19 protein-coding genes are annotated in these 21,660 nt (G+C 70.5%); 11 read left to right on the forward strand and 8 right to left on the reverse strand.

The annotated features are described in order from the left end of the window. Positions 1-58: 58 nt before the first annotated feature. The 4 genes from ACZ5VC_RS13270 (at position 59) to ACZ5VC_RS13285 (ending at position 2,704) form a co-directional block, all read left to right on the forward strand. Positions 59-421: a transposase gene (locus ACZ5VC_RS13270; protein ID WP_469120159.1), complete on the forward strand. Its 363-nt coding sequence runs from the start codon at positions 59-61 to the stop codon at positions 419-421. Between the two features lie 127 nt (positions 422-548). Beyond that, positions 549-911: a MarR family winged helix-turn-helix transcriptional regulator gene (locus ACZ5VC_RS13275; protein WP_469120229.1), complete on the forward strand. Its 363-nt coding sequence runs from the start codon at positions 549-551 to the stop codon at positions 909-911. Continuing rightward, entirely contained in the window at positions 908-2,341 is a 1,434-nt protein-coding gene (locus tag ACZ5VC_RS13280; protein ID WP_469120160.1) for an MFS transporter, read from the forward strand. The genes ACZ5VC_RS13275 and ACZ5VC_RS13280 overlap by 4 nt, the downstream gene beginning before the upstream one ends. Positions 2,342-2,374: 33 nt before the next feature. Beyond that, positions 2,375-2,704, forward strand: a complete 330-nt coding sequence (locus tag ACZ5VC_RS13285) for a DUF1330 domain-containing protein (RefSeq protein WP_469120161.1) — start codon at positions 2,375-2,377, stop codon at positions 2,702-2,704. Here ACZ5VC_RS13285 and ACZ5VC_RS13290 read toward each other — a convergent pair. Then, entirely contained in the window at positions 2,629-4,755 is a 2,127-nt protein-coding gene (locus ACZ5VC_RS13290; protein ID WP_469120162.1) for an FUSC family protein, read from the reverse strand. The genes ACZ5VC_RS13285 and ACZ5VC_RS13290 overlap by 76 nt on opposite strands. A gap of 494 nt (positions 4,756-5,249) precedes the next feature. Between ACZ5VC_RS13290 and ACZ5VC_RS13295 the strand changes: the two genes are divergently transcribed. The 3 genes from ACZ5VC_RS13295 to ACZ5VC_RS13305 all read left to right on the forward strand — a co-directional run bounded on the left by ACZ5VC_RS13295 (position 5,250) and on the right by ACZ5VC_RS13305 (position 8,086). Then, entirely contained in the window at positions 5,250-5,801 is a 552-nt protein-coding gene (locus tag ACZ5VC_RS13295) for a YciI family protein (protein ID WP_469120163.1), read from the forward strand. Positions 5,802-6,926: 1,125 nt separating this feature from the next. Next, positions 6,927-7,514 (forward strand): hypothetical protein, encoded by a 588-nt coding sequence (locus tag ACZ5VC_RS13300; protein ID WP_469120164.1) that lies wholly within the window; start codon positions 6,927-6,929, stop codon positions 7,512-7,514. A gap of 2 nt (positions 7,515-7,516) precedes the next feature. Then, positions 7,517-8,086, forward strand: a complete 570-nt coding sequence (locus ACZ5VC_RS13305; RefSeq protein ID WP_469120165.1) for an OmpA family protein — start codon at positions 7,517-7,519, stop codon at positions 8,084-8,086. Between the two features lie 61 nt (positions 8,087-8,147). Here ACZ5VC_RS13305 and ACZ5VC_RS13310 read toward each other — a convergent pair whose 3' ends face one another. Then, positions 8,148-9,518, reverse strand: coding sequence for a (2,3-dihydroxybenzoyl)adenylate synthase (locus tag ACZ5VC_RS13310; RefSeq protein WP_469120166.1), 1,371 nt, complete (start codon positions 9,516-9,518; stop codon positions 8,148-8,150). Between the two features lie 410 nt (positions 9,519-9,928). Here ACZ5VC_RS13310 and ACZ5VC_RS13315 point away from each other — a divergent pair, with 410 nt between their 5' ends. Together ACZ5VC_RS13315 and ACZ5VC_RS13320 are read left to right on the forward strand one after the other, a co-directional pair. Beyond that, the gene (locus tag ACZ5VC_RS13315; RefSeq protein WP_469120167.1) at positions 9,929-10,399 is read left to right on the forward strand and encodes a hypothetical protein; all 471 of its coding nucleotides are present in this window, start codon (positions 9,929-9,931) and stop codon (positions 10,397-10,399) included. Positions 10,400-11,232: 833 nt separating this feature from the next. Continuing rightward, positions 11,233-12,789: a M4 family metallopeptidase gene (locus ACZ5VC_RS13320; RefSeq protein WP_469120168.1), complete on the forward strand. Its 1,557-nt coding sequence runs from the start codon at positions 11,233-11,235 to the stop codon at positions 12,787-12,789. Positions 12,790-12,912: 123 nt separating this feature from the next. Here the strand turns inward: ACZ5VC_RS13320 and ACZ5VC_RS13325 are convergent, their stop codons facing one another. The 4 genes from ACZ5VC_RS13325 to ACZ5VC_RS13340 form a co-directional block, all read right to left on the reverse strand. Further along, on the reverse strand, positions 12,913-13,530 hold the full coding sequence (locus ACZ5VC_RS13325) for a hypothetical protein (RefSeq protein ID WP_469120169.1): 618 nt from the start codon (positions 13,528-13,530) through the stop codon (positions 12,913-12,915). Positions 13,531-13,779: 249 nt separating this feature from the next. Then, complete coding sequence (locus tag ACZ5VC_RS13330) at positions 13,780-14,541, reverse strand: bestrophin-like domain (RefSeq protein WP_469120170.1); 762 nt, start codon at positions 14,539-14,541, stop codon at positions 13,780-13,782. Between the two features lie 70 nt (positions 14,542-14,611). After that, positions 14,612-15,184 carry a hypothetical protein gene (locus ACZ5VC_RS13335; protein ID WP_469120171.1) on the reverse strand — a complete coding sequence of 191 codons (573 nt, stop codon included), beginning with the start codon at positions 15,182-15,184 and terminating at the stop codon, positions 14,612-14,614. Between the two features lie 505 nt (positions 15,185-15,689). Then, positions 15,690-16,235 (reverse strand): MarR family winged helix-turn-helix transcriptional regulator, encoded by a 546-nt coding sequence (locus ACZ5VC_RS13340; protein ID WP_469120172.1) that lies wholly within the window; start codon positions 16,233-16,235, stop codon positions 15,690-15,692. A gap of 161 nt (positions 16,236-16,396) precedes the next feature. Here ACZ5VC_RS13340 and ACZ5VC_RS13345 point away from each other — a divergent pair, with 161 nt between their 5' ends. Together ACZ5VC_RS13345 and ACZ5VC_RS13350 are read left to right on the forward strand one after the other, a co-directional pair. Then, positions 16,397-17,050, forward strand: coding sequence for an SgcJ/EcaC family oxidoreductase (locus tag ACZ5VC_RS13345; RefSeq protein WP_469120173.1), 654 nt, complete (start codon positions 16,397-16,399; stop codon positions 17,048-17,050). Beyond that, on the forward strand, positions 17,047-17,838 hold the full coding sequence (locus ACZ5VC_RS13350; protein ID WP_469120174.1) for an SDR family NAD(P)-dependent oxidoreductase: 792 nt from the start codon (positions 17,047-17,049) through the stop codon (positions 17,836-17,838). Before ACZ5VC_RS13345 ends, ACZ5VC_RS13350 begins: the two co-directional genes overlap by 4 nt. A 297-nt stretch (positions 17,839-18,135) precedes the next feature. On the opposite strand, the gene fabV is transcribed toward ACZ5VC_RS13350, so the two are convergent. Together fabV and ACZ5VC_RS13360 are read right to left on the reverse strand one after the other, a co-directional pair. Beyond that, positions 18,136-19,350 carry an enoyl-[acyl-carrier-protein] reductase FabV gene (gene fabV / locus ACZ5VC_RS13355; protein WP_469120175.1) on the reverse strand — a complete coding sequence of 405 codons (1,215 nt, stop codon included), beginning with the start codon at positions 19,348-19,350 and terminating at the stop codon, positions 18,136-18,138. A gap of 312 nt (positions 19,351-19,662) precedes the next feature. After that, entirely contained in the window at positions 19,663-20,703 is a 1,041-nt protein-coding gene (locus tag ACZ5VC_RS13360) for a vWA domain-containing protein (protein WP_469120176.1), read from the reverse strand. Positions 20,704-21,660: the final 957 nt, after the last annotated feature.

Here is a 21,660-nt window from a genome sequence, read left to right on the forward strand (position 1 = left end):
TGGCAGAACAGCGCGGGTATCCCTCGCCCGGGCCGGCAACCCCAACGGCACCACTGCGATGTGGATCCGCGACCGCCTCGACGGCCTGTTCAGCGACGAGGACTTCACCGCCTGGTGCCCGCGCGACGGCCGCCCCGGGCTCTCGCCCGCGCAGCTGGCCACCGTCTGCGTGCTGCAGTACGCGCTGAACCTGTCGGACCGCCAGGCCGCCGAGGCGGTGCGCTGCCGCATCGACTTCACGTACGCCCTCGGCCTGGAACTGGAAGACCCCGGCTTCCATAACAGCGTGCTGTCCGACTTCCGCGACCGGCTCGCCGAGGGCGACCGCGCCGACCGGCTGCTGGGCCTGGCACTGACCCGGATCCGGCGGGCCGGCCTGCTCAAGGGGTGTGCCACCCGCGCCAGTCGACCATTTCCATAAGCTATGAATATAAAAATGCTATGCTTCGGGCATGAGTCGTCAAGACACCGCTCCTGGCGCGTCCGCCGCCATCGGGGCAGCCCTCTACGGCCTGGCCACCAGGGCCGCGAGACGCCTGCCCCGGGACATGAGCCTGACGTCCGCCGCCACCCTGGCCACCCTGGACCGGACCGGCCCGCGGCGCATCACCGATCTGGCCGCGGTCGAGGGCGTCACCCAGCCCGCGATGACCGCCCTGGTCCGGGTGATGGAGGAGTCCGGCCTGGTCGAGCGGCGGGGCGACGCGTCCGACAAGCGGGTCACGCTGGTGTGCCTGACCGAGGCCGGCGCCTCCTATGTCCGGACGCGGCGCCAGGCGGGCGTCCACGCGTTCGAGCGGTTGATCGGCGAGCTCACCGGCGACGAGGTCGAGGCGCTGGTGGCGGCCCTTCCGGCGCTGAAGCATCTGGCAGAGCTCGAAAGCCAGGACCGCGAAAGGTCGAAGCAGTGACCGGACAGCCGGTCGGCGGGGTCGTGGTGAAGGCGTTCCCGGTGGCGCGTTCCGAGGCGCGGCTGCTGGTCCCCGCCCTGATGTTCATCGCTCTGGTCGTGGCGGCGGTCGCCAGCCTCGGGACGCCGCTCATCACCAGCGTGGCGACCTCGTTCCACGTCTCGCTCGGCAGCGCGCAGTGGACGCTGACCCTCGCGCTGCTCAGCGGCGCCGTCGCCACGCCGGTCCTGGGCCGGCTCGGAGCCGGCCGGCACCGGCGGGCCACGATCCTCGCCACGCTGGCGGTCGTCGTCGCCGGCAGCGCGCTCACCGTGCTGCCGCTGCCGTTCGCGTGGCTGCTGGCCGGCAGGGCGGCCCAGGGCGTCGGGCTCGGGCTGACGGCGCTGATGATGGGCGTGGCCCGGGACCACCTCCCCGAGGAGCGCAGCGCGGCCGTGATCGCCCTGATCTCGGTGGTCTCGATCATCGGGTCCGGCGTCGGCTACCCGCTGGCCGCACTGCTCGCCGAGCTCGGCGGGGTACGGGCCGCCTACGGCCTCGGCCTGGTCGTCACCGCCGCCGCCCTCCTGACCGCGTGGCGCTCCATTCCCGAAGCCCCCGAAGGCCGCTCCGCCCACGTGGACGTGGCAGGCGCGGTCGTCCTGGCCGCTGCGCTGCTCCTGGTGCTGTTCCTCGCCGGCGAACGGAATCTGTGGAGCCGGCACCTCGCCGTGGCGACGGGCCTCGCCGTCGTCGCGGTGGTGCTGCTCTGCGTCTGGGCCGTCATCGAGCTGCGCAGCACGACGCCCCTGGTCGATGTGCGGGCGGTGCGGCACCCGGCGGTCGCCGGGGCGAACCTCGCCATGTTCGTCGGCGGGATCGGCATGTACCTCCTGCTCACGCTCATCACCCGGTACGCGCAGACGCCGCACGGCGCCGGCTACGGCTTCGGGCTGACGACCTTCGTCGCCGGGCTGGTCCTCATCCCGCTCTCGGTGCTGGGGTTCGTCGCCGGCAAGCTCACGCCGCGGGTCCGGACGCGGATCGCCGACCCCCTGCTCCTGGCCGGCAGCGCCGTCGTTGTCGGCGGCGGGTTCGCCCTGTTCGCGGCGGCCCGGTCGGACCTGGCCGAACTGTTCGCGGCGATGGGCGTGCTCGGCTTCGGCGTCGGCGGCTTCTCGGCCGCGATGCCCGGCGTCATCCTGGCCGTCACCCCCAAGAGCGAGACGTCGAGCGCCATGAGCTTCAACTACGTCGTCCGCAGCGTCGGGTACTCCCTGGGCAGCGCCATCGGCGGCCTGATCCTCGCCGCGGGCACCGGCCCCGGCCACCTCTTCCCCGACGACAGCGCCTACACCACCGCGGCGCTGGTCGGCATCGGCGCCATGGCGATCACGACGCTGACAAGCCTCGCTCTCGCCCGCCGACGCTCGTCCGAGACCAACCCGTAAGTCAGATGCACTCATCCCAACACTGGAGGTTCCATGCCCAAGGGCTACTGGGTCAGCGCCTACCGCACCATTTCAGACCCTGAGAAGCTGGCTGCTTACAACAAGCTGGCCGGTCCGGCCGTCGAGGCCGGGGGCGGTCGGATCCTCGCCCGTGGCAGTCGGGTCGTGGCGCATGACGCCGGAATCGCCGAGCGCACCGTCATTCGATTGCCGTACGGATGGGGCGGGGGCGGGCAAACGTACCACCCGCTCCTGCTTATCCGTTCCCGTACCTATCCGTGCCAGACCTATCGCTTCCCGGATGTGCCGGTGATCCGCTCCAGGTCGCTCATCAGCGAGTTCAGCCACGACACGGCCGCGTAGTACAGCCGCGGCGCGCCCGGCGGCTCCGTCGCGAAACCGTCGAAGGTCGGATCCCACCGCAGCACCGGCGCCTGCAGGGTGTCGCCGCGCGGGTCCAGGAACGCCGAGACCAGCAGCATCCTCCCGGCCACCCGGTCTCCGAGCAGAGTCAACGCCGCCGCCGGCTCCTGCCCCAGGGGCGGTGCGACGAGCTGTTCGGTAGGTACGAGCAACCGGCCCGCCCCCCACAGCGTGTGATGGCCGGCGATCAGCGTCGCCTGCCAGTCCTGCCTGCCGGGCGCCACCGCCAGCCCCTTCGGCTCGCTCTGGTACTGCGCGTAAGCCGACTCCGCCAGGATCAACGCGTGCTTCAGCGACCGGTGCCCCGGCGCGGTGAGCGACGGCTCCCGCACCCCGCCGGCGGAGACCTGGGCCGTCGTCGCCACCACGGTCTCCGCCGCGCCCCGCATCAGTACCGCCACCGACCGCCGCAGCTCGTCCTGCGCGCCCCGCGGCCAGGCGAGCAGCCCGAAAAGGGCGCCGACCGCGCTGCCGGTCAGCACGTCCAGCAGACGGAACTCCGCGAGCTGCCACGTCGCGGGCGCCAGCTGTGCGAACACCAGGGCGATCACCACCGTGAACATCGCCTGGGCCCATCCCACTCCCTTGACCGGCCCCAGCGTGAACGTGACCAGCATGAGCGGCGGCAACGCCGCCGCGTACACCGCGATGTCCGTCCCCACCAGGGCCAGCAGCCCGGCCGTGAGCAAGGCACCGACCAGGGTCCCGGTCAGCGCCACCCGCACGGTCGACCGGGTCTCCCGCGCGGTCGTCCGGGTCAGGGTCAAGGTCGCCAGCAGGACCCAGAACCCGTGCGGCAGCGTCTCCGCCCCGGCGATCGCCCGGGCCGCCGCCAGCGCCAGACCGATCCGCACCGCGTTCTGGAAGAACACCGACCGTTGACCGGCATGCCCCGACAGCCGCCACCACCACAACCGCGGCGCACGCATCCTCGCGTACCAGAACGGTCCCGGCGCCGCCCGCGCAGCTCCTGCCCGGCCCCGCACGGCGATCACTGCCGCCGTCGACATCGCCAGCGCGGCGTCCGCCACTTCCAGCAACGCCGCGTCCCGGCGGAGTACCGCCGGGGAGGCGTCCTCGGCCGGGCCGGCCGCCAGGGCTTTGCGGGCCCCGATCAGCCGGGCGTGCGCGTCACCGGCCGCCGCCCGGCCGCGCAGACGAGCGGCCGTCTCCTCCGCCACCTCCCGCACCGCGCACAGAACGTCCAGCGCTGTCCCGCGCGGCCGCGAGCGCACGAGGACCGGCGGCAGCAGCGCCAGCCTCGCCAGCAGGGTGCGGGTCGCCAGGCCGGTGTGGGCGAGGGACCGGTCCCGTACGCTCGGCCCGGCCGGTCGCTCGGCCGCGGCCACCTGGGAGGACCGCAGCCCGGTACCAGCATCCCGCGCCGCCCGCAGCGCCTCCTCGGACAGCGCGTACGGCGCCCCGGCCAGCTCGCCGGCGCAACTGCCCGCGATGTCGCCGGCCCGCGCGGCCAGCTCCCGGTACGGGACGGTCGGCGGATCGGGCAGCAGGAACATCTCCGCGAGTACGAGGAGCGCGACGCCCAACGTCGCGCCCGCCAGCCGTTCGCCCAGTGAACCGGGCTCGTAGGGCGGGAAGGACGGCAGGATGTACATCAGCTGCAGCCCCGGCGCGGCCCCGGCCGGGCGCGGCCCGCCCACGGCGACGAAGGCCAGTGCGAATCCGATCACCAGCATCCCCACGGTCGCGCTCCAGGTCCGTACGGACAGGTAGGTGCCGATCGTGATGAGCACCCAGCAGGCGGGCATCAGCCGCAGCAGCACCGCGGCGCGCTGCCGGCCGGTGCCGGGGATGTGTGACAGGCCCGCCAGTGCCACCGCGGCGAACAGCGCGTAGGTCGCGGCGACGGCCGAGCCGAAGCCGTACAGGAGCAGGTAGAACCCGGCACTGCCGGCCAGCGTGACCCGCACCGACCCTCGGGCCGCCGCCGCGTAGGCGGCCGGCAACCGCACCCCGGGAACGCGACCCATGCCACCAGGATGACCCGGCAACGGCCGCCCGGCACGCGGCGGACGGCGCAGCGTTCCTGCGGGGCCGGACGGACGGCCTGGTGCCCGCCCGCTCGGGTGGCGGCGGAAGTCACGGCCTGGGCTGCGGGGGCAGACCTGAGCGCCTGCGCGAAGACCACCTGAAGGCACGCGATGGCGAGGTGCGTGGCATCACTGGTTACGCGCTGCCGTCATGCCGGCCGCGCTGCGCGCGACCCGCGCACGATGCGCGCGAGGCGATCCGGAGTGGCCTGTCGGTGACACTGAAGGGCTCCGGACTCGAGGCGGACCGGAGCGCCTGTCTGCCGCCGGGGGAAGCGAAGGCGCAACCGATCCGTCGGCGTCCAAGCAGCGCCGGTGGACCGCGCAGTCCTGCTCATCCGGTCATCTGGTCATGCGGCCATCTGCTCATCCGGGCGAGAAGTAGCCCTGCACTATTGGATGGTTGCTCGAATGGTGATCGTCCATACTGTGGCATGGAGTTCTTCTGCTACCACCGCGATCGGCCCGACTCCATGGAGCTGCGCAGCGACATGGTGGAAGAGCACTGGTCCTACATGGACCGGTACGAGAAGGAAATGATTGCCCGCGGCCCGACTCTCACCAGCGACGGTGACGCGCCCACCGGCAGCGTGCACATCGTCGACCTGCCAGATGCCGCCGCCGCGCGCGCGTTCGTCTTTGACGAGCCCGGATACCAGGCCGGCGTGTACCGGGACGTGCTGCTGCGTCGATGGCGCAACATGCTGGGGCGCACCATGTGGGACTTCCCCGGTGGCCGGACCGGCGGCAACCGGTACCTGGTGCTCGGCCTGGGCACGGGGCAGGCCGTCGACCTCGCCGTGCCGCCCGACCAGGACGAGCTGATCGCGTACGGGCCGCTGCTTTCCGACGACGGCACCACCTGGCTGGGTACCGCGGTGCTGATCCGCGCGCCTGACCCGGAATCGGCACGTGCCGTCCTGACGCCGGACGGGTATGCGGACGTCGAGGTCCACAACTGGCAGTTCGGCGGCCGACCGTCCTGAATCGCGGACCTGTCGGTAGTGGGGCCGTGGGGGAGCGGTGCCCGGGGCTCGCCGTCGCGCAGGACCCCGTCGCGCAGGACCCGGAGCCACATGAGGTGTTGTCGGCCCTGGGACCGGCAGGACGACCATGACTGCCGCGGAGGTCAGTTCTCGCAGCGGAACCCCCGCGTTACGAGCCCACCGGCCAATGTCTTCCATTCCACGCCCGGAGGACGCTGAGACGAGCAGGGCTGCAGGGGTTCAACGGCGACTGGGTCGGGTCGCCTTGGTGATCCGGTTCGCCGCGGGCCCGTCGTGTGCCCCGTGCACGAAGCAGCGTGCGGGACGCGCAACCCGCCAGGTCAAATGGTCAGAACATGTCGTGGCTACTCCGGTCGCGGTTGCAGCGGGCGGGACAGGTCCACCCGCGCTTGTCCAGACCATCCCCGGATGACCCCGTGCCGAGGACGAAGGAGCTGGGGCCACGCACAACAACTGCCGCGCAGGTGATCGCGCCGGGATCGGACAGGGCTACGATGGCTCGGCAAACCGCTGGACTTTCGCTATGCAAACGTTCTATGTTTGCTGCAATGGGAGGTCGGCCGGACAACTGGCCGAACATTTTCAGGACCGGGGGGTCGTCCATGTCCGAGGCGTGTGCCGAGCGTTGGCGCGAGAGAAGCGTTGACGCCGACGGCGAGGGAGGGGCCCCGCCGACCACGCGGCAGCCGACGTCCCGTGGCATCAGCGACGACGTCGGGATGGCACCCCTCACCCGACCCAGCCCAGCCCAGCCGCAGGCCTGGCCGCCCCGCAGGCAGAAGGTCCGGCGCCACGGTTCCCTCAACTGCCCGCGCGAGGCCGCCACTTCAGGAGAGTTCTTCGCCGTCTGGGATCTCTCCACCGGCACATCACTCCCAGGAAGCTGACGTATCACTGTCTCGGCCAACACTGGACAGCACGTCACCACCCACCACAACCGACTGGTCGCCCGCGCGACACCCCTGGACCTCTGGGACGGCACCGCCGTGCGCGCCGCCAACCCGGGCCGCTTCGTCAGCAATAACGGCAAGAGCCGTGACGGCGAGGCCAATCACTCTGCGACCCACGACCGTTGACCCATCCGACTGCACCTCAAGGAAGCCGATGAACAGCACTACGCCCCGCCGAGCCCTGCTGGCCGCCGCAGCCGCCGTCCTCACCCTCATAGGCGCCTCCGCCTGCACGGCTGAAGGCACCGACAAGTCCACCGGGAAGGGCGCCCCATCCGAGAGCACCGCCCCGAACCAGGTCTCTTCCGACGGCAGCGTCGACCAAGCGCGGGCCGGAGGCCAGCCCCTGGCAACCGTCAAAGGGGCGGACGACCTGACCCTGCGCGTCACCGCCGCCCAGCGCAGCCAGCAGGGCAAGTGGGTGACCGTACGCGGCACCGTCACCAACGACGGCAGCAAGGACTTCTTCGGCGTCTCCTATTGGCACGGCGACGTCTTCGAGATGCGCAAGAGCCCCGACTCGGTCGCCGGCGCCACACTCGTCGACGAGGCGAGCATGAAGCGCTACTACGTTCTGCGCGACACCGCCGGTCTCTGCCTGTGCACCACCAACATCTACAAGGTCGAAGCAGGCAAGACCATCTCCTTCACTGCCCAGTTCCCCGCCCCACCCAAGGAGTCCACCGAACTCGGCTTCCAACTCCCCACCTTCCCCGTCGCCACCTTCCGGCTCGGAGGCTGACCATGACCCGCCGAACCGCCCTCCTCAGCGCCGCCCTGCTGCTCACGCTCACCGCCGGCTCCAGCCTCGCTCACGCCGACGAAACCGCCGCGCCCGATGTCAGCCTTCTCCAGCCGGGCGCCACACTGGCCCCTCCCGTCATCGAAGACCTGCGCATCGTCACCGCCCCCATCGCCACCGTCTCGGGCACCGATTCCGACCGCCGAGAAGACACCGCCGATCACGTCAAAGTCACTCTCGGCGCCAAAATCCTGTTCGGGAAAGACAGCGCCCAGCTCACCCCGGCGGCCCGAGCACGCATCCGCGACATCGCCCGCGAGATGCGCGGCCAGCACGTCCCCAGCGCCGCCATCGCCGGCTACACCGACAACCTCGGCTCGGCCGCCCACGGTCTGACCCTCTCCCGCCAGCGCGCCGAAACCGTGCGCGACGCACTCCGCGCAGAACTCGGCGCCGCCACGACGTACACAGTGCAGGGCTTCGGAGAAGCCAACCCCATCGCCGACAACAAGACCGAGGCCGGCCGGGAGAAGAACAGGCGCGTCACCATCACCTACCCCCGCCGGCGGTAACCGCTGGTCCATGGCGCAACGCGTAAATACGGCCATGTCGTCGGACCGGATCAAAGCCCGGTCAGCCTGCAAGCGGGACGTCCCCGAGCCGACCGCGGCCGGTCACCACCAGGTTGCCGTCCGGGGTGCGCCGCGCGAGTTTGCCGGTGCGGAAGTAGCCGTCAGTGGTGAAGGAGCGTGCGTTGAGTTCGGGGGCCCGGTAATAGCCTCGCAGGGTATATGGACCGCGGGCGAGGAGTTCGCCGGTCTCCCCGTCGGGTACGTCCTTGCCGTCGTCGTCGACAATGCGGATCTCATCGTCGGGCGAGAGCGGACGGCCCTGCGTGGTGAGCACGGTCTCGTCCGGATCGGTGGGCCGGGTGAGAGTGAGCAGCCCCTCGGGCATGTCGAAGACCTGCTGCAGGCGACAGCCCAGTTCGGGACCTACTCGTTCGGCGGTCGTCCGGTCCAAGGGCGCGCCGGCGATCTGCGTCAGCCGCAGACTGCTCAAGTCCACCTGGGTCGTGGGAAGTACGCCGAGCCACAGCTGGGCGACGGCGGGCACCGCCGACGTGATGGTGACCCGCTCACGTTCGATGACCTGAAGGCATTCGGCGGGCCCCGGGTCGTCGACCAGGACGACGGTGCCGCCGACGGAGAGGGTGCCGACGATGCCGGGGCAGCCGAAGGTGAAGTTGAACTCGGGTGGTAGCGCGGCGAGATACACGTCGTTCTCGGTGAGCGACACCAGCTCGGCGGCAGCCCGTGCCTGATAGGCGTAGTCGTTGTGGGTGCGCGGAATGAGCTTGGGCGCCGCGGGGGTGTCGCCGGAGGGAAGGAGGAACGCCACCTGGTCGGCGCTTTGCGCAAGCGCCGGCTCGGGCGCGGCGTCGATGGAGCCCAGCGGGGAGTACTGGCAGCCCGACGGGTCGGTCGTCAGGCCGCCGTACGGGGATGAGGCGCCCGGCGCCTCAAGTGTGAACACCCGCCGCAGGAAGGGCCATCGGGCCGCGATGTCCGCGGTCATCGCCGTGAGGTCGAAGCCCTCGTGCGTCGAAGGACCGACGTAGCCGACGGCCTGAGTGACCCGCACGAGGTAGGACACCTCGGACGCGCGGTACGAGAGCGGGCAGAGAACGGGGACCGCGCCGGCGCGCATCAGCGCGAACACCGTTGTGACGAACTCGGGAACGTTCGGTAGCTGGACGACGACCCGTTGCCCGAGCCGAAGGCCGCGCAGCCGGAATCCGGCGGCCATGCGGTCCACGCGCCGGTTCAGGTTCGCGTAGGTGATGCGGGTGCCGCCGTGCACGAGTGCGGTCCGCGGTCCGTACTGCAGGGCCCAACCGCGCAGCAGGTTGTCCAGCGTATTGCCACGCCAGTGCCCGACCGCCCAGTAGCGGTCGACGAACACCTCGGGCCAGGGCGTGCAGCCGTCGAGCATGGATGTCATTCGCTTCCTTCTGTACCAGTCTCTGAAGCGGAAGCCGCGCGCCGCGTGTTTCGCCGTGGCCGGGGGCGGGGCTGCGGCCAACTCGGCGACGGCGACGGCGACTGCGACTGGGGCTCCGTTCTCCATATCCGGCGCAGAGGCCACCGCCGGGATGCGGAAGCCGGTGTCGCCCCTTCTCAATGCCGGGGAGCGACCCCACCGTCTTGATCTTGGCAATCCAATCCGTCAACGCCCGCTATACGCAATGTGCTTTCCCAACCAGGGACGCCGAGTTCCATCAGCGGAATGTCCAATGAGCGCCGCTGGCCAGGAGCAGGCCGTGGTTTCCGGCCGTTGTCGGCGTCGCTGTCCGGACCACGACTGGCCGTTTCCCGGGCAACGGGAGGCCGTCCGGTGGCGTCTTCATGGGCATGATCGAGAACTTGGATCCCTCCAACCCCGGAAACTACGAAGAGTACGACGGCGAGGTGCGGCCCGGCCCCTGGTGGCGCCATGTGCTGTGGGTGGCCGGCGTCACCCTCCTGGGCGTCGGCCTCGGGTGGGCGACCGCCCTGTTCCGTATCACCCCCGAGGAGTACGGGCTGCCCCCTGCCGCTCCCGGAAACGTCTGGCCCTATCTGGCTGCCTGGACCGCGACTGGTGTGGCGGCGGCATCCGTGTTGCGCGCTGCCGCGGCGAGGGTTGCGGTGTTCGCCCCTGGCCGGATCGCCGCTCTCCTCACCGCCCTTGGCGTACGGCTCTCGCTGGGGTGGAGGCCGGAGGCGCCGGTCACGGTCGCCATGGTGGCTGCGGTCCTTACGGCGACGGTCGTCTGGGCCGTCCTCGCGCTGCGTTCCGCCTCCCGGGATGCCGGCGAGGGCCAACTTCCGTCCGTGGGCTGAAGCGACGGGGACGCCAGTCCGGAAACATCCGCTGCCGCAGCGCGTCCCGGGCATCCGGACGTGCGCCGCGGCAGCGCATCCCAGTTTCCTGCCGGTCCGACGTCGATTCACGAGGCGGGGGGCCGGCGAGCGCGTGAGCATCTCCTCCACTCGGTCGTCGGACAGCCCGGGCCAAGTGGGCGGGGCTTGTCGTGGCCCTCCACCTCCACCACGAAGGCCGGCACCATCTGCACACCGTCCCCTGACGTCCTCCACGGCCGCGACCGCGCCGTGCGCCGGATCGGGGCGCCGACCGGTATGGGGCCGGGGAAACGGCCCCGTCACCCACGCTGCCGACCTCGTCCGCCCGCGCGCACAGCGACCCGAACGCGGTCGGCCAGCGTGTGAACCGCAGGAATCGGCAGGAGTTCCTCGACCCCGCCGCCCCGCCGCCCGCCGCACGTACCCGACGTGGAACTGACGCCGCGCGTCCTGTTCCTGCTGACCCACGGCTACTTCATCTCCGCCGCCGGACGACCCCGGCTTCTGGACGGCCGAGGCCGAGCGGGCCGAGGGCCGGGCTGCCCGAGTACGCCGCCGTCGATGCGCTCATCGGGACTGACTCGGTCGCCACGGGCACGGGCCCGGCTGCTGCCGCTGCGCCGCAACTGGGCTACCGGAGAGGCAAGTTGCGCAAGTCGCCAGAGTCCGCCGGATAACGAACATCAATGTTTCCCAATCGGACAGAAATCGTCAGAGACTTGTGAGGTATTTGTTGGCACTCCGTCAAATTCGTTCATTTGGTGGGACGCTCGCTGCCGTCAACCCCCCACAGGACGAGCGATGGAGATCGCATGACTCCCCACAAGTACACCCGGCGCAGCGCTGCCCTCGTAGCCACGGCCGCCATGGTCGTCGTCGGCGTACAGACCGCTTCCGCGAACCCCGCGCCCGCGCGGGCGGACGGTCCCGGCCTCACCCCCACGAGCGCGTCCGCGCGCGCCGAGGCCATCAAGTCGGCCCAGGACGACGCTCCTTCGGCCGCCGGAAAGCTCGGCCTCGGAGCGCAGGAGAAGCTGATCGTCCGTGACGTGATCAGGGATGCCGACGGCACGGTGCACACGCGCTACGAGCGCACCTACGCCGGGCTGCCCGTGCTCGGCGGCGACCTCGTGACGCACACCGCGAAGAACGGCTCGCTCAAGGGCGTCGACAAGGCGAACGACGCGCGCATATCGGTGGCCACCACGGCCACCGAGCGCCGCGCCGCGGCCGGCGCCCGCAAGGTGATCTGGGCGCGCCACGGCAAGCCCGTCCTCGCCTTCGAGACGGTCAGGACCGGCGTGCAGAAGGACGGTACGCCCAGCAGGCTCCACGTCATCACGGACGCGGCCACCGGCCGGAAGCTGCACCAGTACGAGGCGATCGAGACCGGCAGCGGCACCAGCCAGTACAGCGGTGCGGTCACGGTCGGGAGCACCAAGGGCGGTTCCGGCTTCGACCTCGCCGACGGCGAGCGCGGCGGCCACAAGACCTACAACCTCGACCACGGTCAGAACGGCACCGGAACCCTCTTCAACGACGCCGACGACACCTGGGGCAGCGGCAAGGCGGACGACCCGCAGACCGCCGGCGTCGACGCCGCCTACGGCGCCGCGCTCACCTGGGACTTCTACAAGGCGGAGCTCCAGCGCAACGGCATCGCGGGCGACGGCAAGGCCGCCTACTCGCGGGTCCACTACGGCAAGGCGTACGTCAACGCCTTCTGGGACGACAGCTGCTTCTGCATGACGTACGGCGACGGCGACGGCGACAAGAAGCCGCTCACCTCGATCGACGTCGCCGGCCACGAGATGACCCACGGCCTGACCGCCGCGACCGCCAAGCTCGAGTACGCGGGCGAGTCCGGCGGGCTCAACGAGGCGACCAGCGACATCCTCGGCACCTCGGTCGAGTTCTTCGCCGCCAACAAGGAAGACGTCGGTGACTACCTCATCGGCGAGAAGGTCGACATACGCGGCGACGGCACGCCACTGCGTTACATGGACAAGCCCAGCAAGGACGGGCAGTCCCTGGACGCCTGGAAGACCGGCGCGGGCGACGTCGACGTCCACCACTCCTCCGGCATCGCCAACCACTTCTTCTATCTGCTGTCCGAGGGCAGCGGCAAGAAGACGATCAACGGCGTCGAGTACGACTCCCCGACCGCCGACGGCTCGACGGTCACCGGGATCGGCCGGGAGAAGGCCTACAAGATCTGGTACAAGGCCCTCACCGCGTACATGACCTCGACGACCGACTACAAGGGCGCCCGCGAGGCGACGCTGAAGGCCGCCGGCGACCTGTACGGCGCCGACGGCGCGGAGGCCAAGACGGTCGCCGCGGCGTGGGGTGCGGTCAGCGTGAAGTAGCCGGTCACAACCCACGGACCTCTTCCCGGCGCGGGCCGGGAAGAGGTCCGTGGTCGTTGCGCCGGCCGGCCCGCCGGTGAGGCGCCGACGCAGTGGGTCCGCAGTGGGTCCGGGGCCGGACGGTCAGTTCTTGACCGGCCACTCCAGCGGTTCCTTGTAGAAGCCCCGGGTCAGTTCCACCGCCGCCGCCTTCTGGCCCTCCGGGATGAGGAAGGCGGTGCAGATCTTCTCCGACTGGCCCGGGTTCAGCTGCTTCTCGCTGTCCGACGGCGGGCAGCCGGGCCACTTCGCCTCACCCATCAGGACGATGAGCGCACGGGTGCGCTGGCCCTTGTCCGTACGGACGACCAGGTCGTCGTCCATGTCGCCGACCTCCATGGCCTTGCCGCTCTTGTGGGTGAGCGTCGACCAGACGTAGACGGGGATCTGGGGCCCGTCCTTCTCGTCCTTCTTCAGGCCGGAGTTGTCCATGTCGGCCTTGGTACCTGTCTCCACCTTGGTGGGTGTGACCGTGTACATGGCGCCCGACGACTTCTGCATGTCGCTTTCCCGCTCCGGACTGGCCTCGCCCAGACGGAAGGTCCTCTTCTCGTCCGACTCGTCCGACTCGTCCGACTCGTCCGAACGGGCGCCGGAGCTGCCGCGCTTCTTCCCTGAGTCCATGTCATTGCAGCCGGTCAGTGCCACGGCCAGCGCCAGAGCGCCCGCCACCGCCGGAACGGCGCGCGTCCACGTACGCATCTCATCCTCACTTTCCCCGTTGCCATCACCGTCGCCCGGCCGGGGCGGGTGCCCGCACGGCCGGATCCTCGACGTGACGACGATCTTGCCAGAGCTGGATCGGCCGACGGCGACGAGGGGCGGACCGGCTTTCCCCACACCTCCTGAGCGCACGCCGCCGCCGTACCTCGGAGCTCTTTCGGCCCACGGAGCGATTCCCGCCGGCTCGCGCGGCCGACAGGATGCCCGCGACGCCCAGAAGAGGTGGTGTCAGGAGTCGGCGGTGAAGAGCTGCTGCAGAGGCTGGGCGGTGTCGTTGCCCGCGTGCCCGAAGGGGGCGTCGAAGCTCCACACCAGGAACAGCAGGAACACGATCAGGGCGCTGAACGTCGTGGCCAGGAGCAGTTCTCGTGGTGAGCGCCGGATCTGCAGGGTGTAGATGAGTCCGAGGGTGACCGCGCCTCCGGCGATCAGGCCGAACCACACCACCCCCGGCAGGGTCGACCCGCCCGTGTCCAGGCGCTGGTGACGGGCGTCGTCGGCAGCGGCGACCTGGTCCAGCAGTGGCTGATAGGCCTGGGCCTGCAGTTCGTCGCTGGGCGTGTGGTGGGCGAGGTCCGTGCGGATCTCCTTGAGAAGACCGGCTCCCTTGGCGTCGACCTCGTCGTCGTTCTTCAGTGCCGGCCACTCGCTGGTGACGGCGTGGCGGGCGTAGGCGTGGATCCGGTCCCGGACGTGCTCGCGGAATGCGGCGGGGTAGACGTCCAGGCGCTGGTCGATCTCGTACAGCGCCTGGGCCTCGCGCTGGACGGTGTCCTCCGCCGCGCCGCGGGCCTCCCAGACACCGGCGATGGCGAGCCCCAGGACGATGGCGTAGACGACGCCCACCATCATCACCATGTACTCGAGGACGTCCGGGGTCTCGGAGGTGTCCTCGTCGACGGCGGCCCTGCGGTGACGCATGACCGTGGCGGTGACCACGAGGGCGCATACCAGGACCGAGGCCAGGGTGTAGATCAGCCATTCCGGCACAGCACAACTCCAAAGCGGACGCGGGGGGATGAGGGGAGGAGGAGCAGTCGTTCAGCCGTTCCGACCACGTTCAGCCGTTCTGGCCGCGGCGCCGGGAGCCGGGGCGCAGGGCCGCGGCCGCCAGGATCGCCGGGATGGTCACGACGGTGGCCGTCGTCGTCATCGGCAGACCGACGGGCGCCGGGCGCGACGAGCGACCGCCGTAGCGGAAACGCGGAGTCCAGCGGAACCCCGGCGCCGGGCCCGCGGGCTGCGGCGCTACGGCTCGTGGCGGTACGTCCGGTGACGGCGTGTCAGCGCGGGCGACCGGCGGCGGCGCCGTGTGCGGGGCCAGTGCACGGCCGGGTGTGGGAGCGGCGGCCGGCGGCGCGGGTGACGCCACCTGGTGCCCGGCCGGCGCGGTCGGTCGTACGGAGGGCGCGAGGGGCGGCGACGGATCAGGTGTCGGGGGTGGTGTCGCCGGGGGTGCCGTGGGTGTGGGCTCGACCGATGCGTGATCGACAGTGACCCAGGCGTTCCCCGCACACACCACCATGTGCGACGCGGCGTGCGAGTGGTCGACGACGACCAGCGCGCCGGAGTGGCCGGATACCGGGCACAGCACGGCGGCGGCCCCGAGACCGATCGTCATCCAGCCGCTCACCAGGGTGTTCCTCTCCGCAACGGCACAACGCCCGCCGGGTAAGAGCAGGACCTGCGCCGGATGTGATGTCTGGATGTGTGGGCCGTCGAACCGGACGCCGACGTTGCGAGAAACGATCAAGGCGGTGCGTGGTTACGGTGCCACGCCCCATGCGCGCGGCACAGGCAGCCCCGGTAGCGCGCTTGCGGGCGCCGAGGTGGGACATCGGTGGAGGACTGAGCCCGGGCCGGTGAGCCGCGGCCGGCCTGCACCGTGCGCTGGTGGGCGACGGCTTCCGCGGCCCGCCGCCCACGGGATCACGTGCCTGCGGCAGGCGGCGATGGGGCGTCCGCGGTGGGCGGGGCGTCGTGGTCGCCGGTGACAGCCCACCGTGCGCGGGTGGCGGGTGCTCGAACGGGCAGGGCCGATCTGCGGGCAAGGCGCAGCGGCAGGGGGTGTTCGAGGGGTCGGGGAACGGGGCTCCGCGGGAGTCCCGGGCCGTCGGTGTTGCGCTGCGCTTCGAGGACTAGGAGCCGGGCTGGTTCTGCCGGCCGCGTGACGCGGTCCGGATCTGCTCTGTCGCCTCGCGGAAGGCGGGTGTCGCGCGGGTGAAGTAGTCGAAGAGCAGGTCGAGTTGTTCGGGGGTGTAGTCGGCGAGAACGTCGGCAACGCGGCGGCGGGCGGGTGCCACCACGCGCTCGATGGCCGCGAGGGAACCGGGTACGGCTTCGACGACTACCTTGCGCCGGTCGGCGGGGTCGGTGGTGCGCCGTACGTAACCGGCGCGTTCCAGGCGGTCGATGAGGCGGGTGGTGGCACCCGTCGTCAGACCGGTTCCGACCGCCAGTTCCCCGGAAGTCAGCCCGCCTGCCAGGGTGATTCGGCTGAGCGCGTACCACTCCGATGCCTGAAGCCCGGCCGCTTCGGCCCCGGCCAGACCGTGGAGTCCGACAGCGTCGATGTAGTCGCGGAAGACGGCCCGGCGGGCGTCCCGCATTGCCGATTCACCTTCCGGGCTCGCCGCGGCGTCCGCTCCGGCGCTCGTCTGCTTGTCCTGCCGCGCATCAGTCATGGTCCGTCCCTCTTCATCACCGTGGTGCCGTTGATGCTCCAAGGTTACCTGCCCTTGCACATTATCTGCGCGTGTGCAGATAATGCATGTGTGCAGCTATTGCACGGCCTGGTCAACGGGCGGCGCTGTCGCCTGTTATCGAAACGAGGAAGAGGCACCCCATGACCCTTCGGACTCCCACTGCCGCCCCCTCCAAGTCCGGCACCGTCGCGCCCGGACGCCGGCGCACGATGAAGCGTGTTGCGCTCGGGGCTGCCGCTGTTGTCGCTCTCGGCGCGGCAGGTACCTACCTTTATCTCGACACCACCTCCGGGATTCGGCACGTCGGCGAGTCCTCCTGCGCGGAGGTCGTCCCCGCCGGCGCCAACCCGGCCGACGGCGCGGCGATCTGCGCCACCCTCGAGGCACTCACCGGCGCATGGAACCGCGGCGACGCCGACGCGTACGGACGCCAGTTCACCGAAGACGCCACCTACACCACGTACGTCGGCAGCCACTACGAGGGCAGGACCGACATCACCGAGGGCCACCGCGCGCTTTTCCAGGAATTCGTCAAGGGCACCAAACTGGCGGGCACTTACCTCAACCTGCGATTCCTCGGCAAGGACGCGGCGATACTGACCGGCCGCGGCGACGACTACACCGGCAGTCGGCCCGCGGACGGCGAGCTGTCCAAGGTGCAGACGTACACCCTGGTCCGGGGCGTCGACGGCGTGTGGCGTATCGCCGCCTTCCACAACACCAAGCGCCAGAACGTCATGGAACGCCTCTCGTTCCTGTACGCGCCCGCGACGGCGCCGAAAGCCGAGCAGTGAGCCCGGCCCGCCCCCGCGCCCTGGTCACCGGCGCCACCGAAGGCATCGGCCGCGCCCTGGCCTTCGCCCTCGCCGCCGAAGGGCACGCCGTGACCGCCGTCGCCCGCACCCCGCACCGCCTGGACGAACTGATGGTCGCGCTGACAGCCGGCCAGCGGGAAGGGGATCGGGGCCACCGCTCCGTCACCGCCGATCTCGCCACACCTGCGGGCCTGCGCAGGGTCGCGGCGGAGCTCACCACCGGCCCTCCCTACGACCTGTTGGTCAACAACGCCGGCACCATCCGCCACGGTCCCTTCCACGACGTTCCGCTCGACGAGCATCTCGCGGTGACCCGCCTCAACTGCGAGGCGGTCATCAGCCTCGCCCACGCCTTCCTCGGCACGGCACAGCCAGGCGCCGCCCTGCTCAACGTCTCCTCCACCCTTGGCTTCAGCCCCAAACCGGACGAAGCCGTCTACAGCGCGACCAAGGCATTCGTCACCTCCTTCTCGCAGACCCTGTGGTACGAGCACCAGGAGCGCGGCGTGTACGTGGCCGCCCTCTGCCCGGGCCCCACCGCCACCCGCCCCGGCCTGCACGACGCGACCCCCTCCTGGCTGGTCCAGCACCCCGACGCGGTCGCTGCCCGAGCGCTGGCGGCTCTGCGCCGGCGTCACCGGCCGGCGGTCCTGCCCGGCTTCGCGAGTCGCGTCCTCACCGCGGCCCTCCGTACCCTGCCCCGCCGGACGGCACTCGCCCTGCTCGCGGAAGAAGCCCGGCCACGCCGCTCGTCGTCACATCAGTAGCCCCGGGTCCGCGGGAATCGGGTTGTGCCACGGATTCCTTCGAGGGGGCGTGATGATGGGGCGTAGCGGTGCGGCGGCAATTGCCTTGGCGTGTTTTCTCGGCGCAGCGGCGAACGCCGGTTTCTGGGATGGAGAAGGCGAACACGAGGCCGGGGGCGTGGTGCCAGGTGCCGTCCCAACGGGGCGAGTCCCTGGTCCTGCCGGTAGGCATGGCGTACGTACTCGACGTCGGGCGCGATGGATCCGCTCGCATCGCTGATGGCCCGCGGTGTCGCCCTGCGTCGTCGGCGTCCTTCCTCACGCAGTGTGGTCGGGCCAGGGGACGTCGGTCGCGACCGGCGCGGTGTAGTCGATGCCGCGCACGGAGAATCCGTAGAGGCGTCGGACCTCAGCGCGGAACCAGTCGAGGTCGGCCAGGTCGGCAATGGTCGCCGTGGTGGCGGTCTCCCAGCGTTTGGCAACGGCCGCCTGGACGTCGTCGGTCAGTTCGAAGGTGTCCAGACGGATGCGGCCCTCATCGTCCAGGGCGAGCGGGGCGGCGCCGGTGAGCTGGTCCCACAGGGCGGCGAGTTGGCGGATAGGCGGGACGAGGTCCTCTCCGAGGACGCCGCGCAGCAGGCCGGTGTACAGGGCGATGCCGGGGATCGCGGTGGAGGACTGGGTGACGGCGGCGCCGTTGACGGACGTCACGGCCCGCCCGCCCACCGTCTTGTCGAGGCGCTCGTTCAGGATGCGGGCGGTGGCCTCCAGATGGGCCTTGGCCGCGCCGATGGTGCCCTGTCGGTATATCGCAGCCGTCAGCGACGAGCCGATGTAGGACAGCGCGGCGGTGGCGAACTTGTCGGCGAGCAGTCCCCGCCCGGCGAGGTGGTCGATCCAGCGCTCCCAGTCCGCGCCGCCCATCACGGCCACGGTCTGCTCCACGTCGTCGCCCTCGGCCGGCCCGGTCTCCACCTCGCGGACCTCGGGAACACCCTCGTCGTCGAAGACGAGGGTCTTGGTGCGGTTCGCCTGACCGATCGGCTTGAGGACCGAGGCGTAGGTGGTACCGGTGGCGGGGTCGGTGCGCCGGGGCGCGGCCACCGAGTAGATCAGGTAGTCCAGCCGACCGCCGAAACGCTGCTCGATGAGATCGGCGACCTGGTCCTTCATCGTGTCGGAGAACGCGTCGCCGTTGAGGAAAACCAGGTCCCGTCCGGCGGTGCGGGCGATGTCGGCGGTGGCGGCGGTGCGGTACCAGCCGGCCGTCGCGGTACGCCGCACGGTGGGGGCTTTCTCGAAGGACACCGCGATACCGCGGATACCGGCGCGCTTGAGCCCGGCGAGCGTGGCCGCGAGACCGTATCCGGCGGAGGAGCCGATGACCAGCGCGACCGGCCCGTCGCCCTCCGGCACGACGACAGGGGCGGGGCATTCCCGCCACATGTCGGCCACCAGCTGCCGGCAGCCCGCCGGGTGGGAGTCGAGGAAGAGGAAGCCCCGGTTGCGGGGGGTGAGAACGCGCTCGTTCACGAGGGTAGTCCTTGGGTCGGCCGGGACAGGGGCGCGGCGGCCGGCCGGGCCACCGCGCCCTGCAAGTCTGCGCCAGCACGCGCGCAAGCAGTGGCCCTGCCAGGGACAATGATCACGAGCCGGTCTTGGAGTGTTCCACCACTTCCACCGAGCAAGAAGCGGCCACCTGCTGGGTCTCGCCCTTCAGCACATCCCCGGGTGCGCCTGCCTCAGCGATGTCTCTCCAGAACCTGCTGTGCCGCTGCGTTCAGCGGCACCTCAGCGTCAGCCCGCGCCCTCCAGTCTTCGTGTCGGGGAAGGCTCTTCGAGGGGTCAGATCATGAGCAGCAGCCGCGTGTGCGGTACGAGCTTCCGGTTCACACTGGTGCTCTGTACGAAGATCGTGAAGTCGTCGTTGTGGTCCGGCTTGACGCGAACTTCCGTGCTCGGCAGGCCGAGCAGGGCTCGGGCTTCCGGCCCCGTGTACACCCGGTCCGTCTTCTTCTCCAGCACCGCGATCTGCTTCTGCGCCTGGATCTTCTCCGACTTGCTCAGCTGATAGAACGCACAACCGGTGCGGTAGGTGTGTCCGGATTCGATGGCCCAGTCCCGTATCGCCGCGTCACGAGCCACCGGGATCAGCTGGTACTCGGACGGATTCACCGGGGTGAGACCGGCTGCCTTGATGGTGTCCTTGTTGACAGTCTCGGCACCCGTGGAGAATACCGCCCGCGATCCCCGGATTCCCTGGGTGCGGCCCACCATGAATTTTTCGGTGGCCTGCTGAATGACTTGCCCGGCTTCCTCAAGACCCTGTGTGCTCGTGGCGTCCCAGATGGCGATGTTGTTCTTCGGGAAACCGCACTGCATGGCCTCGCGCTTGCCCATCTGGTCCGGCACGAGGACGGCCAGCGTCCAGTTGTCCTCCTGCGTCTCGACCATCTTCGCCACGGCCTCAACCAGTTCACGTGCGTTCCTGGTAGGGGCATCCGGGCAGCGATGACTTGCGTTCTCCTGTCCGTCAGTCAGAACGAACGTCAGGAAGCTGTGGTCGCCGTACAGTTGAGCCGTCTGGGCCAACTCCTGCTGCGACTTCAGCGCGGCCGCCAGCAGAGCCGTCATTCCACCGACCCGGTACAGCTGCTTCAGGGACGGCATCCGCAGCACGTCCTTGTCGTAGATGACGCACTCCACCTTGTCCGCGAAGACGTACACCGTCACGCGGGTTTCCTGGTCCAGTTCCTCTGACCTGCGGGCCAGATATGCAATCTGCTGGTCGGCGACTTCGACGACCTTGCGGCTCAGGTGTGACATGGACGAACTGGCATCCAATACAAGAGCAACGTGATTGATGTAGTTCTGGTTTCCGGACATGACAGCTCCCCCTCATTTCCGACTCGATGCTTCTATCGTCTCACCCACCACTGACAATCGATCTTGGATTCCAGGCTGGACGCGGAGCCCACGTCACCACGGTGCGAGCGTGCTACGCAGCCAGGGCTGCTCGCCGGGCACGAGATCGTGCGCCTGAGCGACTCGGCGTCCTTCACCTGCCCGACGAGGGCAACGGACCCTGCGGCGCGACGGCTGACGCCGACCAGTAGGGAGGGAGGCTTCCCCCTCCTCGAGGAGGAGGGCGACGGTGCCAAGCACGGTCTGGATCTGCACACCCTGTCCCGGCCCACGCTCCAAGACCCCGAGCCGATCCCGCCGGGGCCTGGCGCTGGTGCCGCGCACCAGTCGTGCTGAACCATCCCCACCATGATGCGAGCAGTAGACGGCCCGAGCTCGGCGCACATCGGGCCCGACCCTTCAAGTGACCAAGAAATGGGCCCGGCAGCTCCTCGCCGCAGGCGAGTGACGCCTGTCCTCGGCGGACGCCGAGGCGCCGGTGGCTGTCCTTACCCGCCTCACCGCTCCCCTCCCGGCCGGCGGGGGACAGCTGCGCGGACCCGGGCGACGGACCGGGACCGACGGCTTCAACGCATACTCCGGACTACCGTCCACCACGTCGACGCCGGTGCTGTCAGCCCGCCTGCCGCCGCCCTCCCGGCCGCCGTCGCCCGCGCCCTGCTGCCTTGGCACGCTGCCCCGAATCCGCCGGGGCCCTGACTGAGCATCCGAGTCCGTGCGGCTCGCGGGCGGCCCAGGCGCCGGACAACGAGGGCGTCCTGCCGTCCTGGAGGCCGTCGGCCGCTCGGCCCAACGAGTGACCCCTGACCACTGACCTGGCCGGACGGGCCAACCAAAACGGTCCGTAAGAGGTTGTCAGGGCCGCGCACTGAGTGGAAAGGGCATACGTGAACTTGACGATGCGCGCCGAGGGATGGG

The organism is Streptomyces sp. NPDC033174, from assembly GCF_055577795.1.